Genomic DNA, 16,470 nt, shown 5'->3' on the forward strand with positions numbered 1-16,470 from the left:
GGCTGTCCCGCCTCCGGCGGGCCACCCCTGACGGGGTCCGGATTCCTCCCCGGCCTGAAGGCCGGGGCATCCTCCGGAGGTTCAGGTGAAGAGGGCGCCGCGCGGAATTCACGATGTCCACGGGTCGGGACACGCTCAGGCGCGGAAGGGGCCCTCGGTGTAGTCGGCGACGCCGTCACCGTCCAGGTCGACCAGCGTCTCGTCGACGTAGCCGTCGCCGTCGAGGTCGTTGTAGGTGACGTCGGTGCGGCCGTCGCCGTTCGTGTCGTAGTTCTCCTGGTCGGCGACGCCGTCGCTGTTGGTGTCGATCCACTCGACGTCGGAGGCGCCGTCACCGTTCGTGTCGTAGTTCTCCACGTCGCTGTAGCCGTCACCGTTGACGTCCGCCCACTGGGCGTCGGTGGCGCCGTCTCCGTTGACGTCGAAGAAAGCAGCGGTGAAGTCGCTCATTTTCGTCCCTCTCTCGTGGTGTTCGTCAGATGAGAGTGGCCGGCGCGGGATTTTGTTACGGTGAATTCCAAGATTTTTCTGAACCCGGCGCGGGCCCGGTGCGGGTACCGGTCCCGGACGGCTCACCTTGGTCGCGTCGGGCCGCCTGGCGTTCGCCACGGTCAACCGGTGGCTTCGGCCGTCGTCGGCATCGGCTTTGTCGCCGCCGCCGCGGCCCTGGCCGTGTACCCGTGGCAGGGTGGACGGATGACGACGAACCGCGAGTGCTCATCCGATCTCGAACCGTGGTCGGACACCGCCTCGGCCCACGGAGATCTCATTGCGGCGAAGGCGCTCGTCTACGACCCCTGCGGGTTCACGTGCTCGCAGCCGGTGCCCGAAGCCGAGGGTGCCGCCTACGCCGCCCACCGGTTCACCCTCGACGGCCTGTCCGTCCGGTTCCGCGCGGCCAAGACGACCCCCACCAAGGCCGGCCAGTTCGTCACCGTCTGGAAGAGGTCCCCGGCCGGCCCCATTCAGCCCTTCGACGCCACGGACCCCGTCGACCTCTTCATCATCAGTAGCCGCGACCGTCACCACTTCGGTCAGTTCGTCTTTCCCATGGACGCGCTCCGCGAACACGGTGTCGTGTCAGCCAACGGTTCCGGCGGGAAACGCGCCTTCCGCGTCTACCCGCCCTGGGTGATCACCACGAACCGCCAGGCCGGCAGTGCGCAGGCGTGGCAGGCGGACTTCTTCTTGAACCTGCACCGGGACAGGCCCATCGACCTGGCCCGCGTCCAAGGGCTCTACCGCCCGCAGGACGGCGCCGGCACGACCACAAGCCCGGTCGGCCGGTCGCTCGATCACTGATCGCCTACGATCATTCGGAATGACTCGTCTAGGCTCCACGCATGCCGAGATTCGAGATCGTCACGCACGTCATGGCGTCGCCGGAACGGGTCTTCGACATCTCGTTGGACGTGGATGTCCATTCAGCCTCAATGGCCGGATCTTCCGAGAAGGCAGTCGGAGGTGTGACCACCGGCGGCTTGAAGCTGGGCGATACCGTTACGTGGCAGGCACGGCACTTCGGCATCCGTTGGCGGATGACGTCCACGATCAGCGCTTACGATCGACCTGGCCATTTCGTCGACCAGCAGGTGTCAGGCCCTTTCAAACGCTGGCACCATGCTCACTATTTCCGTCCTTACGGCCACGGCGGTACGGCGATGAGCGACGTCATCGAATTCGTCGCACCTCTCGGTCCTCTCGGGAGGATCGCTGAACTTCTGGCCCTCCGCCGTTACATGCCCCATTTGATCCGGGTCCGGAACCGGTACATCAGGCAGGTCGCCGAAGCCCCTCCCCCTCCAGATTGAGGAGCTCTCGCTACCCGGCGATGGGGGGATCCGCCGGCTCCCCCGCCCCCACCGCCTCGGAACGCGAACGTCCTTCGATCGATCACCGGGTCCGGGCGTTACCGTTCGGTTCCGCTCCCCCCTGGTGCGAGCACACGGACCCGTGCCGGATCCGCTGATCAGACAGTGAACGGGCCGGCGGTCTCGGCGTAGTCGGCCACCCCGTCGCCGTCCAGGTCGACCAGCGCCTCATCGGCGTAGCCGTCGCCGTTGTAGTCGTTGTAGGTGACGTCGGTGTAGCCGTCGCCGTTGAGGTCGTAGTTCTCCTGGTCGGCGTAACCGTCACCGGTGACGTCCACCCACTCGGTGTCGACGAAACCGTTGCCGTCGGCGTCGATGAAGGCGGTGGTGGCGAAGTCGCTCATTTTCGTTCCTCTCTCGTTGCGGTCAACAGATGAGAGTCGCGAACACGGTGATTTGTTACGACGAGTTCCAGGATTTTCCGGACCCGCGGACGAACGGCCGCTCCACCCTGGAGGAACTGCGCCGCACCGCGGCCGATCTTTCAGACCAGGCCCTGGCGTGCCCATTGCGCCATCTGGACGCAGAAGCTGTGCAGGTCAGGGGCGTCGAGGAGTTGCCCGATCTCGCGGGCATGCCAGGAACGGCCGGGCTGGGCTCGCATCAGCGCGAGCGCGTGCTGCTTGCGGCTGAGACGGTGGGTTTGCTGCGGCGTGTGACCGGCACAGGCCGGGTGGTGTCGGCCAAGTGCCGATCCAGCGCCCAGGACCGCAGCGGGCCGGACTGGATGATCGGTGGCGCGGTGCGCCCCGGATGGATACGGATATGAAGATCGGTGATGGTCACACTGCCCGGTGGCCGATCGTCGGCGCGGTGGGTGTGATACCGCGAGATCGGGGATTTGACCGTGCGGATGCTCAGCCGCCGGCGGCGCGCGGGCAGCAGATCGGCCAGGACGGCGCGGCCGATCCCGCCGAGCAGGTCGATCCGGCCGGTCTCGGGCAGGATCCGGCAGGCGGTGATGAGCTGTTCACGTGCCCGCTCCAGGGCGGTGGTGAAGCAGGCCCGGTCGGGATCGGTGCCGGGACGGGCTCTCCACCGCCTCGGTCATCACCCGGCGCAGGGCCCGGTAGAGAGTCAGGGCGGCCCCCATCTCCTGCTCGGCCCCAGCCGGGCCTGAGCGCGTGCCACGGCCCGCGCCGCGCGAGCTGGGGCGCGGCCCCTCGGCGAACCGGCGGTGAAGGGGTTCGGGCGAGGGCTCGGTCCCGGCGTCTACGACATCCACTCCCCGCGCGTGCCCACGGCCGACGAGGTCGGACAGCTGCTGGAGGCGGCGTTGCGGGTGCTGCCGGCCGACCGGGTGTGGGTCAACCCCGACTGCGGGTTGAAGACCCGGACCTACGGGCAGGTCGAGGCGGCGCTCACCAACCTGGTCGAGGCGGCGCGACACTTGCGCGGCGCCGTCGCATCCCGGCCCTGACCTGGCCTCACCTGGCCTGCGCGGCATCGTCGCGTCCCGGCCCTGGCCTCGCCTCACCTCGCCTGGCCTGGCCTGGCCTGGCCTGGCCTGGCCTGCGGTGGCCTACCCGACCTGTCCTGCCGCCTCCGCGTCGGCCGCCTCGATCATGCCGGCCGTGTCGGCGATCTGGGCCGTGTCGGTCGTGCCGGTGTCGGCGGTGTCGGCGGTGTCGGCGGTGTCGGCGGCCAGCATGCGCTTGAGGAGGTCTCTCAGCTGGGTGCGCTCCGGAGCGGTCAGCGCGCCCAGCGGGGCCGCCGCGAACCCGAGGGAGCCGCGGAGCTCCTCCACGATCCGGCGACCCTCCTCGGTCAGCGCGATGTGCCTCACCCTCCGGTCGGCGGGGACCGGATCGCGGCGGACGAGGCCGCGCTTCTCCAGGCGGTCCACGATGCCGGTGATGTTGGACGGGTCGCAGTTGAACAGGCCCGCGATCCGCCGCATGGGCAGCGGCTCCGCGGCGACCAGCATGAGCGCCTTGGCCTGGAGGGCCGTCAGCCGGTGCCGGACGGCGGCCTCCTCGTATCTCCGGTTGTAGCGGAGCGCGATCTCGCCCATCAGGGACACCACTTCGCTGGTCACGTTCACGGGTGCAAGTATAGTTGATGAACATCAACCTTTTAGGGAGTTCATCTTGTCTCGGCAGATCAACCTCGCCTCGCGCCCGTCAGGCTGGCCCACCCCGGACGACTTCGACCTGGTGGAGGTGGATCTGCCCGCCCCCCAGGAGGGACAGGTCCTGGTCCGCAACAGGTTCATGTCCGTCGACCCGTACATGCGGGGCAGGATGAACGACGTCGAGTCCTATGTACCGCCGTTCCGCCTCGGCGAACCCCTGGAGGGCGGGGCGATCGGCGAGGTCGTCGAGTCCCGCGCGCCCGGCCTGGAGGCCGGCGACCTGGTCCTGCACGGATTCGGCTGGCGCGAGCAGGTCGTCACCGACGCCACCCGGGTTCGCAAGGTCGACCCGATCGAGGGCGTCTCGCCCTCCGCCTACCTCGGCGTGCTCGGCATGCCCGCCCTCACGGCCTACGTGGGCCTGCTCGACATCGCCTCCTTCAAGGAGGGCGACGCCGTCTTCGTCTCGGGCGCCGCCGGCGCGGTGGGCGCGCTCGTCGGCCAGATCGCCAGGCTCAAGGGGGCGTCCCGGGTCGTCGGCAGCGCGGGTTCCGACGCGAAGGTCGCCCGCCTGCGCGAGCTCGGCTTCGACGCCGCCTTCAACTACCGCAACGGCCCGGTCGCCGAGCGGCTCCGCGAGGCGGCCCCGGACGGCATCGACGTCTACTTCGACAACGTCGGCGCCGACCACCTCGAAGCCGCGATCGAGCGGCTCAACAACGGCGGCCGGATCGCCATGTGCGGGTCGATCGCGGCCTACAACGCCACCGAGCCTCCGTGCGCCCCGCGCAACCTCTTCCTGGCCGTCGGCAAGCGGCTCACCATGCGCGGCTTCATCGTCAGCGACCACTCCTCCCGGATGCGCGACATGGTCGCGGAGGTCGGCGGCTGGCTGCGGGAGGGCCGGATCACGGCCGACGAGACCGTGGTCGACGGGCTGGAGAACGCCCCGGCCGCGTTCATCGGCCTGCTCCGGGGCGAGAACACGGGAAAGATGATCGTCCGCCTCTGACGCGCCCGCGGCACGAGACGGCCCCCGGCCCCGCGGCCGGAGCCGGTTGCCGGATCACCGGAGTTCACCGGGAGGCCGTCGGACTCCCCGGCCCGCGGGACCGTCCCCGCCTTCCCGCCCGCCGGAAGCCGCAGGAACCGCACAGGTCAACCGGTGCGGAGCACCTCCAGCAACCGGCCCAGCGCGGCCCTGGTGGAGGCCAGGTCGTCGGGACCCGACGAGGCGGACGCCAGCCAGAGCGCCGCCTCGTTCATCGCCCCCGACAGCAGGTGGACCAGCGGCGCGACCGGTTGCGGGGCGATGATCCCCGCGTCGACGAGGTCGACCAGCGCGTCGGCGAGGTGGCGGGCCGAGTTGGCCTCGTCCATCGCCCGCCACTGGCTCCGCCCCAGTACGGCGGGCCCCTCCACGAGCATGATCCGCTGGATCTCCGGGTCGGCCGTCGCGGTGAGGAACTCCTGGACCCCGCACTCCCCGGGAGCACGACGCCGCTGACGGTGCCGTGCGCTTCGACGGCGCACCCTAGTCGCGGGGGATGGCCTCGATGGTCTCCATGTGCTTCTCGCCCCAGTCGCCCAAGGGGATGAGCGCGGTGTTGAGCGACTGGCCGAACTCGGTCAGGGAGTATTCCACCTTCGGCGGGACCTGGTGGTAGACCTCCCGGTGCACCAGGCCGTAGGCCTCCATCTCCCTGAGCTGCTGGATGAGCATCTTCTCGCTGATGCCGGACACCGACCGCCGCAGCTCGCCGAACCGGAGGGCCTCCCGGTGCAGCGCCCACAGGATCAGCGCCTTCCACTTGCCGCCCACGACGTCGACGGCGGCGTCGAGCCCGCAGTTGTAGGTCCGTTTCTTCACCGTCACACCCTCCATGCTTACGAAAAGGTTGGTACCTGAGAAAATAGTAGGTACTTGAGGAAATATCACCAGGGGACCAGCATCGGAGGTGCCCCGGCCGGAGCCGCCAGCGGATCCCGGCCGGGGCGCTCACCTGCCGACGCCGACGAACTGGAGAACGACATGACCGGCGACCAGCGGACCCCCGTGACGGTCATCGGCCTGGGCGACATGGGCAAGGCCCTGGCCGGAGCCTTCCTGGACGGCGGCCACCCCACCACCGTGTGGAACCGCACGGCCTCCCGGGCCGAGGCCCTCGCCGCCCGGGGCGCGACCGTGGCCGCGACCGCCGCCGAGGCCGTCGCCGCGAGCCCGCTCACCGTGGTCTGCCTGCTGGACCAGGGCACCGTGCGGGAGGTCCTCGACCCCGTGGCCGGCGCGATGCGGGGCAGGATTCTGGTGAACCTCACCAACGGCACGCCCCGCCAGGCCCGGGAGGACGCCGAGTGGGCGGCGGGGCACGGCGCGGACTACGTGGACGGCGGCATCATGGCGGTGCCGCCGATGATCGGGCGGCCCGAGGCGCTCGTCCTCTACAGCGGATCGCCCGCCGCCTTCGCCGCGCACGAGCGGACCCTCGGCGTGCTGGGCGGCGCCATGCATCTGGGCGCGGACCCCGGCCTGGCCGCACTGTACGACCTGGCGCTGCTCAGCGCGATGTACGGCATGTTCGGCGGGTTCCTCCAGGCCCTCGCCCTGACCGGTTCCGAGAAGATCCCGGCGGCGGAGTTCACCCCGCTGGCGGTCTCGTGGCTCAACGCCATGATGACCAGCCTGCCCGAGATGGCCCGGGCGGTCGACTCGGGCGACCACCCGGCCGTCGGCTCGAACCTGGGGATGCAGGCGGCCGCCTACGTCAACCTGCTGGACGCCAGCCGAGAGCAGGGCGTCGCCACCGGGCTGGTGGAACCCATGCGGGCCCTCCTCCACCGGGCCGTCGCCGCGGGGCACAGCGGCGACGGCCTCTCCCGCCTGGTCGAACTGCTGCGCACGAACCCGTGACGAGACGCACCCGCACCCGAACCCGAACCCGTGACGAGACGCACCCGCACCCGGACCCGTGACGAGACGCACCCGGACACGGACCCGCGGCGGGAACCACCCCGCGCACCGACCCCTCGGAGCCGGCCCGGCCGGCTCCGGACAGGAGAACGAAGATGACCGACGACCGCTCACCGGTGACCGTCCTGGGCCTGGGCCCGATGGGGAGAGCCCTCGCAGAGGCGTTCCTGGACCGCGGCCACCCCACGACCGTGTGGAACCGTACGGCCTCCCGGGCCGAGGCCCTCGCCGCCCGGGGCGCGACCGCCGCCGCGACCGCCGCCGAGGCCGTCGCCGCGAGCCCGCTCACCGTGGTCTGCGTGCTCGACTACGACGCCGTGGAGGCGATCACCGGTCCTGCGGCCGGTGAGCTGAAGGGCCGGGCCCTGGTGAACCTCACCGCCGACACGCCGGAGCGCGCCCGCCGTACGGCCTCCTGGGCCGCCGCGCACGGCATCGACTACCTCGACGGCGCGATCATGACTCCAGCGGCGACCATCGGCGGGCCCGAGGCGGTCGTCCTGTACAGCGGCCCGGAGGAGGTCTACCGGACCCACCTGCCGACGCTGTCGGGCCTGGGCGGCACGGCCGCGTACCTGGGCGCGGACCCCGGCCGGGCGGCGGCGCACGACGTGGCACTGCTCGACCTCTTCTGGACGTCCATGAGCGGGCTCGTCCACGCCTTCGCCCTGGCCTCGGCCGAGGGGGTCGGGGCCGCGGACCTGGCCCCGTTCGCCAAGGGGATCGGCGCCCTGCTGCCCGCGATCGTCGACGAGTTCGCGGGGCACGTCGACAGCGGCCGCCACCCGGGTGACGAGTCCACCATCGTGTCCGCGGCGGCGAGCCTGGAGCACATCGTCCACACCGCCCGGGCGCGCGACCTCGACACCGGCGTGCTGGACGCCGCGCTGGCCGTCGCACGGCGGGCGATCGACGCGGGGCACGGCTCCGACTCCTTCTCCCGCCTGGCCGAGGTACTCGGGACGCGGGCTCCGGCGCGGTGACGGCTCCGGCGGAGCATCCCGCCGCCGCGCCCGGTCCGGGCCGCCCGCCTCAGCGACCGGTCCCGGCGGCGGGCTGTTCCGCGCCGGCGGCGGCCCCGCCCTCGCGGGCCGCGCCTTCCGGGCCGCCCGCAGACCGTGCCGGGGGCCGGGTCCACCGCCTGCCCAGGCGCTGGGCGGGGGCCTCGACCAGGCGGTGGGTCAGGTACGCGAGCGGCACCAGGACGAGGAAGTACAGCGGGAGGTTCGGGCTCATCCGCAGCAGGAGCGGGTGGAGCAGGTAGAGGGAGAAGCTGATCACGCCGAGGTGGGTGAGCCAACGGGGGAACCGCCGGTTCCGCAGTGCGAACGCGCCCCCGAAGAAGGCGGCGGCCAGCACGATCGCCGGCGCCCAGCCGGGGTCGTCCTTGGCGAAGGCCCCGCAGGCCAGGACCGCCGCCACCGCGGCGACGGCGGTCCGCCACCGGATCACGCCCCGCTCGGCGCGGTGCACGGCCGTGCCGGCGAACATCGCGGCCAGGACGGTCAGCCCCTGCCACGCGCCCACCCGGCTGCCCAGGACCACCAGCGCCAGGCCGAGGAGGCCGCCCGCCACCGCGGCGGCCGTGCGCACCCGGCCTCCTGCCCGCGCCGACACGGCGACCGCCGCGAGCACCGCGACGCCGAGGAGCGCGGCGGCCAGGTCGGCGCGACCCCTGATCACCGGTCCCGGCAGCAGGAGCCCGAGGGGCACGGCCGACACCGCCAGGCCGATCGCGACCGCGGCCGACCGGTGCGCCTGCCGTACGGTGAACAGCCCGGCGGCGATCAGGTAGAACGCCATCTCGTAGGAGAGCGTCCACATCACGCCGATGACGGCGGGCACGCCGAGCAGTTCCTGCAGCATCGTCACGTTGCCGAGGACGACCAGGGGCAGGGGCCGGTGCCCCAGGCCCGGATGGAGGGCGAACGCTCCGCCGTACGCGAGCAGGAGCGCCAGGCCCAGCGCGACCAGCAGCAGGGGCAGGAGGCGGAAGGCCCGGCCGGTCCAGAAGGCCCGCAGGTCGCCGCGCCGTTCCAGGGAGGCGGGGATGATGTAGCCGCTGACCATGAAGAACACGAAGACGCCCCAGGTGCCGACGTCGATCCTGCGGTCCACCTCGGCCCAGGCCTCCGGGATGAAGGTCCAGGCGGCGTGGTGCAGCGCGACGGCCAGTGCGGCGGGGCCCCGGAGGGCGTCCAGCCAGGCCAGCCGGGGAGGGGTGGGGGTCATTCGCCCGACTTTAGTAATGAATGTCAGCGATTGCGCTGACGTACGGACGACCACGCCTCGCACGATCACGCCACCCGCACGATCACATCAGCCGAGCGACCACGTCACCCGCACGATCACGTCACCCGCACGATCACGTCACCCGCACGATCACATCAGCCGAGCGATCACGTCACCCTGGCGGCCGCGTCACCCCGACGGCCGCGTCACCCCGGCGATCACGTCACCCGGCCTGGAGCAGGGGCAGCAGGACCTCGTCCACCGTTCGGGCGACGAAATCCTCGTCGAGGGGCTCACCGGTCAGCAGCAACCGGTGCCAGAGCAGGGCCTTGGTGACCTCGACGAGCGTCGTCACGCGCGCCTCGTCCCCGATCTCCCCCCGCGCCCGGGCGCGGTCCAGCAACTCGGTCACCTCGTCCGCGCCGGACCTCAGCATGTGCCCGTGGAGCAGCCGCCCGAGCTCCGGGTCGCTGCGGATCGCCGGGAGCAGGCCGAGCACGATGGCGTGCTTGCGCTCGTAGATCCGGCAGAACACCGGCAGCCCGGCGGCCAGGTCGCCGCGCAGGGTCCCGGTGTCCGGCAGCGGCCGGTGCTCCACCGTCATCCCGTGCATGGCCGCGGCGACCATCTCGGCCTTCCCCGACCAGCGGCGGTAGATGGTCGCCTTGCTGGCCCTGGCGCGGCGGGCCACCTGGTCGATGGACATGCGGTCGTAGCCGACCTCCGACAGCAGCTCCAGGACGGCGCCCAGGATCGCCCGCTCCCGCTCGGGGTTGAGATTGCGCACGGCGCCCCGGCCGTCCGGCGCCCGGTCCGGCTCCCGTGCCGTCATCCCTGGGTCCCCCTCACCTGATCCGCCCGTCCACGGCCCGCCTGCGTCCGATCCGTCGGCCCTACGGGTGCGGACCCCGTCCGGCCCTACCGGGCGCGGACCCCTTACGACCCTACGGGTGCGGACCCCGTACGACCTCAGGCGCGGACCCCTTACGACCCTACGGGTGCGGACCCCGTACGGCCCAACGGGTGCGGATCCCGTACGGCTCCGCGGACGGAGCCGTGGGCGACTCCGCGGACGGGATCACGGACGGACCCCGCCCCGGTCGAACGCCGAGAAGCGTACTCCGGTCAGCGCCTCGGACGCCTCCCAGAGCCGACGGGCCGCGTCCCGGTCGAGCGCCCGGGCGGCCGGGCGCACCCGGACGGGGTGCCCGCGCCGCTCGGCGAACCCGTCCGGGCCGAAGAAGTCCCCGCCGCCGACGCCGGGGGCGGCCGCGGCGTACAGCGACGGCAGCGCGCCGGCGGCGGCCGACTGCGCCGGCAGCTTGGCGAGGGTGACCAGCAGCCCGCGCAGGGGTTCGCCGGTCCGGGCCAGGTTGGTGCGGGCGACCCCGGGATGGGCGATGGCGCTGACCAGGTCCGTCCCCGCGGCCGTGGCGCGCCGGTGGAGCTCCAGGGCGAAGAGCACGTTCGCCAGCTTCGACTGCGTGTAGGCGCTGAACCTGCCGTAGCGGCGCTCTCCCATCAGGTCGTCGAAGTCCATCCGCCCCGAACGGTGCAGGCCGCTGGTCACCGTCACCACCCGGGCGCCGGGCCGGGCGAGCAGCTCCGGCAGCAGCCGTCCGGTGAGCGCGAAGTGCCCCAGGTGGTTGACGCCGAACTGCCGCTCGAACCCGTCCGCGGTCGTCTGCCGGGGCAGCGCCATCACCCCGGCGTTGTTGACGAGCAGGTCGAGTCCGTCGTACGCGGCGGCGCAGTCGGCCGCGAACCGGTCGATCGAGGCGAGGTCGCCCAGGTCGAGCCTGCGCCACTCGGCGGAGGCCCCGCCGGTCTCGGCCCGGATGCGCGACGCCGCGGCCTCGCCTTTGCCCCGGTCCCGGCCGGCGAGCACGACCCGGGCACCGTGCCGGGCCAGTTCGAGGGCGGTGTGGAAGCCCACCCCCTCGCCGCCTCCGGTCACCACCGCGTTCCGGCCGCTCAGCTCGGGGATCTCGGCAGCGGTCCATCGCGCCATCTTCCACCTCCACATGTGGTGTACGAAACGGTTTCGTACACCACATGACGATATCCGCGCCCGGCCGCACGGACAAGCCCCCGGCGCCCGCTCGGGGAATGTCAATGAACCTAGACATGATGTAAGTCATGCCATACATTGAGCGTGTCAACGGTTCTTTACATCACTCTCTCCCCGATCCGCCCCCGGCCGCCCCGCCGAGATCGCGCCCACCCCGAAAGGACTCCGACATGGACCGCCACCCCCCACCGGAGGCCGGGGACGACCACGCCCCCATGACCTCCGAGGAGCGCGGCGCGTGGCTGTACGCGATCCTCGTGCCCGTCACGTCGCTGGCGTACTTCGCCGCGGTCGTCCCGCGCCTGTTCGAGCAGCCCGCCGCGGAGGTCTCGTGGGCGGTGCCGATGCTGTGGGCGGTCGGCGCGAGCTTCGCCGGCTCCGTCGCAGGCTCCATCGTGCTGACCGTCCTCGCCCGGGGGGCCGGGGCCGCGCGGGACGTCCGCGACAGGGAGATCGAACGCCACGGCGACCGCATCGCCCAGGCGGTCACCGCCTTCGGCGCCGCGGCGGTGCTCGCGCTGGCGATGCTCGAGGCGGACCACTTCTGGATCGGCAACGCACTGTTCCTCATCGGCGCCGTCGGAGCGACCTGGGGGGCGGTCGCGAGGATCCGCGCCTACCGCGGGGCCTTCCATGGGTAAGCCCACCCGCGTCACCAACCGGATCCGCACCCTGCGGTTCGAGCGCGGCGAGATGACCCAGGCGGAGCTGGCCCGGCGCATCGGCGTCACCCGCCAGACCGTCATCGCCATCGAACAGGGCCGCTACTCCCCGTCCCTGGAGATGGCGTTCCAGATCGCGCGGGCGTTCGAGGTCCCGCTCGACGACGTCTTCCAGTACCCCGAGGACCAGGGCTGACGGTCATGCCGCCCTCCGCCTCTCTCGGGGAAGGGACTCGGCCCCTGCTACCCGGTGGGCGACGAACAGGCGGGCGGGGGTCCGCCGCGGGCATCGATAGGGACCTTTGCCGATTATCCGGAACGGGACCGGTTGCTACGGTGGAGGCATGACCGCCATGGCACCCGCCCGCACCGAGCCGGACCTGTCGTTCCTGCTGGACCATGCCGGCCACGTCCTGAGGACCCGGATGGCCGCCGCGCTCGCCGAGATCGGGCTGACCGCGCGCATGCACTGCGTGCTGGTCCACGCCCTGCAGGAGGAGCGCACCCAGATCCAGCTCGCCGAGCTCGGCGACATGGACAAGACCACGATGGTGGTCACCGTCGACGCCCTGGAGAAGGCGGGACTCGCCGAGCGCCGCCCGTCCAGCACGGACCGGCGGGCCCGGATCATCGTGGTGACCGAGAAGGGCGCGGAGGCCGCCAGGCGGAGCCAGGAGATCGTCGACGGCGTGCACCGGGACGCGCTGGCCGCCCTGCCCGAAGAGGAGGCCGAGGCGCTCGTGCGGGCCATGAACCGCCTGGTGACAGGACATCTGGCCGTCCCCGCCGAAGTGCCGCAGACGGTCCGGCGGGCCCGGCAGAACACGAAGTGAGCCCAAAAGAAGATCCATAAAAGATCGTCTACAACAAAACATTCTGCTACGGTCTCTCTTGTTCCCCTCGGACAGGAGAGACCGCCATGCCGCACACCGCACCTTCCCCTCGGCCGGACCGCACCGCCGCACCCCGATCACGCCGGGCGGCGCTCGCCGTGCTGTCCGCCGCGATGCTGATGACGATCCTGGACGGCAGCATCGTGACCGTGGCGATGCCCGCCATCCAGCGCGACCTGGGCTTCTCGCCCTCCGGGCTCAGCTGGACCGTCAACGCGTACCTGATCGCCTTCGGCGGGCTGCTGCTCCTGGCCGGCCGGCTGGGCGACCTCATCGGCCGCAAGACCATGTTCCTGGCGGGGACCGCGGTCTTCACCGTCGCGTCGCTGCTGGCCGGGGCCGCCACCGGGCCCGCCATGCTGATCGCCGCCCGGTTCGGCCAGGGCGTCGGCAGCGCCATGTCCTCCGCGGTCGTGCTGGGCATCCTGGTGACGCTGTTCACCGAACCCGCGGAGCGCGCCAAGGCGATCGGCGTCTTCAGCTTCACCGGGGCCGCCGGAGCCTCGATCGGCCAGGTCCTGGGCGGGGTCCTCACCGACGCGCTCAGCTGGAACTGGATCTTCCTCATCAACCTGCCGATCGGGCTGGCCACGATCGCGCTCGCGGTCCGGGCGCTGCCGGGCGAGCGCGGGGCCGGGCTCGCCGCCGGCGCCGACGTCATCGGCGCCGTGCTGGTCACCGCCGGGCTGATGCTGGGCATCTACACCGTGGTCGGGATCGAGCGGTACGGCTGGCTCTCCGCGCACACCCTCGGCCTCGGCGCGGTCTCGCTCGCCCTGCTGGCCGCCTTCACCGTCCGTCAGGCGACCGCCGCGACCCCGCTGATGCCGCTGCGGATCCTCCGCTCCCGCAACGTCGCCGGCGCCAACCTGGTCCAGATGCTGACGCTGTCGGCCATGTTCGCCTTCCAGATCATCGTCGCGCTCTACATGCAGCAGGTCCTCGGCTACGGCGCGCTCGCCACCGGCCTGGCGATGCTCCCCGCCGCGGTGTCCATCGGCGGCGTGTCCCTGTTCGTCTCCGCCCGGCTCAGCACCCGCTTCGGGGAGCGGTCCGTCCTGCTGGCGGGCCTGCTGCTCCTGCTCGGCGCGATGGGCTGGCTGACCCGCGTCCCGGTGGACGCCGACTACGTCACCGACCTGCTCCCGGTGATGCTGCTCATCGCCGGTGGCGGGCTGGTCCTCCCGGCGCTGACCGCGCTCGGCATGTCCGGCGCCCGCGCCGACGACGCGGGCCTGGCCTCCGGGCTGTTCAACACCACCCAGCAGATCGGCATGGCGATCGGCGTCGCGGTGCTGTCCACGCTGGCCGCCGCACACACCGAAGGGCTGCGGTCCGCGGGCGCCGGCGAGGCCGCCGCGCTCACCGGCGGTTACCACCTGGCCTTCGGCACCGCCGCCGCCCTGCTCGTGGCCGCCTTCGCCGTCGCGCTCGCCGTACTGCGGCAGCCCGCGCCGGGCCCGGTCACCGGGGACGACGGCAGCGGTGTCCTGTACGCGGCGGACAAGAACGGAACGCGGTTCTAGCCATTCGCGTACGGACAAGACATGAGCAGGGCTCTATCGTCCGTTCATGCGAGCAGCATCGTTCCGCGTGACACGACGGGCCGCCTCCGCTCTGGCCGTCGCCCTGGCGTCCACCCTGACCGCCGGGAGCACCGGCGGTCCCACGGTCGCGGCCTCCACCACGGCCGCGGCCTCCGCCACGGGCCCGTCCGCGACCTCCGCCACGGGCCCGTCCGCGGCCCGGATCTCGCTGACCGTCGCGGCCAAGCAGCAGAGCCGGGTCTTCCGCGACGGCGACGGCCGGGAGGTGACACTGCGCGGGTTCAACGTGTCCGGCAGCACCAAGCTGTACGAGAACTCGCTGCTGCCGTTCCGCAGCACCGCCGACGCCGCGCGCTCGGCCCAGGCCATGCGCGACCTCACCGGCGCGAACGTGATCCGCTTCCTCATCAGCTGGGAGGGCGTGCAGCCGTCCCCCTCCACCATCGACCACGCCTACCTCGACAGGGCGGTCGAACAGATCCGCGAGTTCACCCGCAGGGGGATCCGCGTCCTGGTCGACTACCACCAGGACCTGTACTCCTCCCACCTGTTCCACGAAGACAGCTGGTACACCGGCGACGGCGCGCCGGAATGGGTGGTGAAGGCCGGCGGCTACCCCAGGGAATCCTGCGGAATCTGCTTCCTGTGGGGGCAGAACATGCAGACCAACGAGGCCGTCCGCCAGGCCGCCCGGGACTTCTGGCGGGACCGGCGGATCAGCACGCCCGAGGGCGAGGTCGGCGTCCAGGAGGCCTTCCTGCGGCAGGCGACGGCCGCGATGACCCGCATCAGGCAGCGGCTCCCGGAGCAGGACTTCGCCGCCGTCATCGGGTTCGACCCCTTCAACGAGCCCTACGACGGCGGCCTCGACGGCAGGAGCGGCCTGGAGTGGGAGAAGACCTACCTCATGCCCTTCTACCAGCGCTTCCGTGCCGCCATGGACACCGCCGGGTGGGCGGGCAAACCCGCCTTCGTCGAACCCCTGGTCTTCTGGAACACCGGCTTCTTCGAGGAGGGCGGTCTCACCACGGTCGGCGCCCTCGGCACCGGGTACGTCTTCAACAGCCACTTCTACGACGGCGCTCGCATGACGATAGACCCGTCACCGGCCTCCGACGGGGTGTACGGCGCGGCGATGAACGAGATCCGCGACCGGGCCCGCACCCTGGCCACCGCCCCCTTCGTCTCGGAGTTCGGCCACAAGCTGTCGGGCAACGGCAGCGACCGCACGCCGTGGATGGTCCGGGCCATGTACCAGGCCATGGACTCCGGGGTCCCCGGGAAGAACTGGTGGCGGACCCCCGCCGCCGGAGGGGACGTGCTCTCCTCGACCCAGTGGCACTGGGACCTCTACAGCGGCCGGCACCGCGAGGTGATGAACCGCGACCCCGCCAAGGTGCGGACCGAGGGCGACGCCTGGAACGACGAGGACTTCTCCGTGGTCGCCGCGGACGCGTCGGGCGCCCTGGCGACCCGGCTGGACCGGGCGGTGCTGGACCGCCTCTACCCCTCTGCGGTCGCCGGCGACGTGCTCGCCTTCACCTACGAGGACCTCGCCCGGTCCGGCTACGGCGGCGCCGGGCAGCAGCGGGCCTGGCTGGCCGTACCGTCCTCCATGCCGAACATCGCCGCGCTGGTCAAGGACCGGCGGTTCGGCGTCCTGGTCTGGCGCGAGCCCGCCGCGACCCCCGGCGCCCCGACCGAGCTGCACCTGCCCGCCTCCTTCACCGCCGCGACCACCGTCGTGGTCGGCGACGTGGCCACCCGCGCGGGCCTGCCCGCCTCAGGACCGGCGGCGATCGCGACCGAGACCGGCTCGTCCACCGCCCACCGCCTGCTGCTGAGCCCGTCCGGCGCGGCGCCGGGCACCGTGCACGCCGCCCTGGTGGTCGGCGCGGCCACCGGCCCCGCCGTCACCCCCGCCCAGCTGGCGGCCGCCGCCGCCGAACTGGCCGCGTGGAAGGAGCAGCGCTTCCCCACCTGACCGCGGACGGCGCGCCCGCTCCGCGGGAGGGACACGCCGAACCGGGACGATCCGGTGCCGCATCAGGCGAGGTCCGCCCCGCCGCCCGGGTTGCCGTCCCCGCGTCCGGAGCCCGCTGTTGACATCACGAGCCGCGGGCCGACAGGCTCAGGCGGCATGGACGAG

Annotated in this window: 19 protein-coding genes and 1 pseudogene; 12 read left to right on the forward strand and 8 right to left on the reverse strand. The window is 72.2% G+C overall.

Annotation, left to right across the window (positions count from 1 at the left end):
- Positions 1-135: 135 nt before the first annotated feature.
- A complete protein-coding gene (locus tag IEZ06_RS34105; RefSeq protein ID WP_068897909.1) occupies positions 136-450 on the reverse strand; it encodes a hypothetical protein in 315 nt (104 codons plus the stop codon).
- Positions 451-618: 168 nt separating this feature from the next.
- On the opposite strand from IEZ06_RS34105, the gene IEZ06_RS34110 reads away from it, so the two are divergent.
- Entirely contained in the window at positions 619-1,302 is a 684-nt protein-coding gene (locus IEZ06_RS34110; RefSeq protein ID WP_229799085.1) for a MepB family protein, read from the forward strand.
- A 41-nt stretch (positions 1,303-1,343) separates the two neighbouring features.
- Positions 1,344-1,811 (forward strand): SRPBCC family protein, encoded by a 468-nt coding sequence (locus IEZ06_RS34115; RefSeq protein WP_189240797.1) that lies wholly within the window; start codon positions 1,344-1,346, stop codon positions 1,809-1,811.
- A gap of 158 nt (positions 1,812-1,969) precedes the next feature.
- Here the strand turns inward: IEZ06_RS34115 and IEZ06_RS34120 are convergent, their stop codons facing one another.
- Positions 1,970-2,215 carry a hypothetical protein gene (locus tag IEZ06_RS34120; RefSeq protein WP_189240798.1) on the reverse strand — a complete coding sequence of 82 codons (246 nt, stop codon included), beginning with the start codon at positions 2,213-2,215 and terminating at the stop codon, positions 1,970-1,972.
- 29 nt (positions 2,216-2,244) lie between these two features.
- Here IEZ06_RS34120 and IEZ06_RS34125 point away from each other — a divergent pair, with 29 nt between their 5' ends.
- The gene (locus IEZ06_RS34125) at positions 2,245-2,640 is read left to right on the forward strand and encodes a hypothetical protein (protein ID WP_189240799.1); all 396 of its coding nucleotides are present in this window, start codon (positions 2,245-2,247) and stop codon (positions 2,638-2,640) included.
- A gap of 408 nt (positions 2,641-3,048) precedes the next feature.
- A complete protein-coding gene (locus IEZ06_RS34130; protein ID WP_189240800.1) occupies positions 3,049-3,291 on the forward strand; it encodes a hypothetical protein in 243 nt (80 codons plus the stop codon).
- Positions 3,292-3,393: 102 nt separating this feature from the next.
- Here the strand turns inward: IEZ06_RS34130 and IEZ06_RS34135 are convergent, their stop codons facing one another.
- Complete coding sequence (locus IEZ06_RS34135) at positions 3,394-3,915, reverse strand: MarR family winged helix-turn-helix transcriptional regulator (RefSeq protein ID WP_203872240.1); 522 nt, start codon at positions 3,913-3,915, stop codon at positions 3,394-3,396.
- A 43-nt stretch (positions 3,916-3,958) separates the two neighbouring features.
- On the opposite strand from IEZ06_RS34135, the gene IEZ06_RS34140 reads away from it, so the two are divergent.
- Positions 3,959-4,957, forward strand: coding sequence for an NADP-dependent oxidoreductase (locus tag IEZ06_RS34140; RefSeq protein ID WP_189240812.1), 999 nt, complete (start codon positions 3,959-3,961; stop codon positions 4,955-4,957).
- Between the two features lie 146 nt (positions 4,958-5,103).
- On the opposite strand, the pseudogene IEZ06_RS34145 reads toward IEZ06_RS34140, so the two are convergent.
- Positions 5,104-5,424: pseudogene (locus IEZ06_RS34145) on the reverse strand (TetR family C-terminal domain-containing protein); the annotation flags it as partial.
- A 55-nt stretch (positions 5,425-5,479) separates the two neighbouring features.
- Positions 5,480-5,830 carry a winged helix-turn-helix transcriptional regulator gene (locus tag IEZ06_RS34150; RefSeq protein ID WP_189240801.1) on the reverse strand — a complete coding sequence of 117 codons (351 nt, stop codon included), beginning with the start codon at positions 5,828-5,830 and terminating at the stop codon, positions 5,480-5,482.
- Between the two features lie 39 nt (positions 5,831-5,869).
- Between IEZ06_RS34150 and IEZ06_RS34155 the strand changes: the two genes are divergently transcribed.
- Both IEZ06_RS34155 and IEZ06_RS34160 read left to right on the forward strand, forming a co-directional pair.
- A complete protein-coding gene (locus IEZ06_RS34155) occupies positions 5,870-6,856 on the forward strand; it encodes an NAD(P)-dependent oxidoreductase (protein WP_229799088.1) in 987 nt (328 codons plus the stop codon).
- A 155-nt stretch (positions 6,857-7,011) separates the two neighbouring features.
- On the forward strand, positions 7,012-7,899 hold the full coding sequence (locus tag IEZ06_RS34160; RefSeq protein WP_189240803.1) for an NAD(P)-dependent oxidoreductase: 888 nt from the start codon (positions 7,012-7,014) through the stop codon (positions 7,897-7,899).
- Between the two features lie 49 nt (positions 7,900-7,948).
- On the opposite strand, the gene IEZ06_RS34165 is transcribed toward IEZ06_RS34160, so the two are convergent.
- The 3 genes from IEZ06_RS34165 to IEZ06_RS34175 form a co-directional block, all read right to left on the reverse strand.
- Positions 7,949-9,148 (reverse strand): acyltransferase family protein, encoded by a 1,200-nt coding sequence (locus IEZ06_RS34165; RefSeq protein WP_189240804.1) that lies wholly within the window; start codon positions 9,146-9,148, stop codon positions 7,949-7,951.
- 223 nt (positions 9,149-9,371) lie between these two features.
- On the reverse strand, positions 9,372-9,980 hold the full coding sequence (locus IEZ06_RS34170) for a TetR/AcrR family transcriptional regulator (protein ID WP_189240805.1): 609 nt from the start codon (positions 9,978-9,980) through the stop codon (positions 9,372-9,374).
- A 246-nt stretch (positions 9,981-10,226) separates the two neighbouring features.
- A complete protein-coding gene (locus tag IEZ06_RS34175; protein WP_189240806.1) occupies positions 10,227-11,159 on the reverse strand; it encodes an oxidoreductase in 933 nt (310 codons plus the stop codon).
- Between the two features lie 230 nt (positions 11,160-11,389).
- Between IEZ06_RS34175 and IEZ06_RS34180 the strand changes: the two genes are divergently transcribed.
- The 5 genes from IEZ06_RS34180 to IEZ06_RS34200 all read left to right on the forward strand — a co-directional run bounded on the left by IEZ06_RS34180 (position 11,390) and on the right by IEZ06_RS34200 (position 16,305).
- On the forward strand, positions 11,390-11,860 hold the full coding sequence (locus IEZ06_RS34180; RefSeq protein WP_189240807.1) for a hypothetical protein: 471 nt from the start codon (positions 11,390-11,392) through the stop codon (positions 11,858-11,860).
- Positions 11,853-12,077 (forward strand): helix-turn-helix transcriptional regulator, encoded by a 225-nt coding sequence (locus tag IEZ06_RS34185; protein ID WP_189240808.1) that lies wholly within the window; start codon positions 11,853-11,855, stop codon positions 12,075-12,077. The genes IEZ06_RS34180 and IEZ06_RS34185 overlap by 8 nt, the downstream gene beginning before the upstream one ends.
- Before the next feature lie 148 nt (positions 12,078-12,225).
- On the forward strand, positions 12,226-12,714 hold the full coding sequence (locus IEZ06_RS34190; RefSeq protein WP_189240809.1) for a MarR family winged helix-turn-helix transcriptional regulator: 489 nt from the start codon (positions 12,226-12,228) through the stop codon (positions 12,712-12,714).
- An 86-nt stretch (positions 12,715-12,800) separates the two neighbouring features.
- Complete coding sequence (locus tag IEZ06_RS34195; RefSeq protein ID WP_229799090.1) at positions 12,801-14,300, forward strand: MFS transporter; 1,500 nt, start codon at positions 12,801-12,803, stop codon at positions 14,298-14,300.
- Positions 14,301-14,346: 46 nt separating this feature from the next.
- Positions 14,347-16,305, forward strand: a complete 1,959-nt coding sequence (locus IEZ06_RS34200; RefSeq protein WP_229799092.1) for a cellulase family glycosylhydrolase — start codon at positions 14,347-14,349, stop codon at positions 16,303-16,305.
- The last annotated feature ends 165 nt before the right edge of the window (positions 16,306-16,470 follow it).

Source organism: Planomonospora antibiotica (assembly GCF_014647955.1).
GTDB classification, from domain to species: domain Bacteria; phylum Actinomycetota; class Actinomycetes; order Streptosporangiales; family Streptosporangiaceae; genus Planomonospora; species Planomonospora parontospora.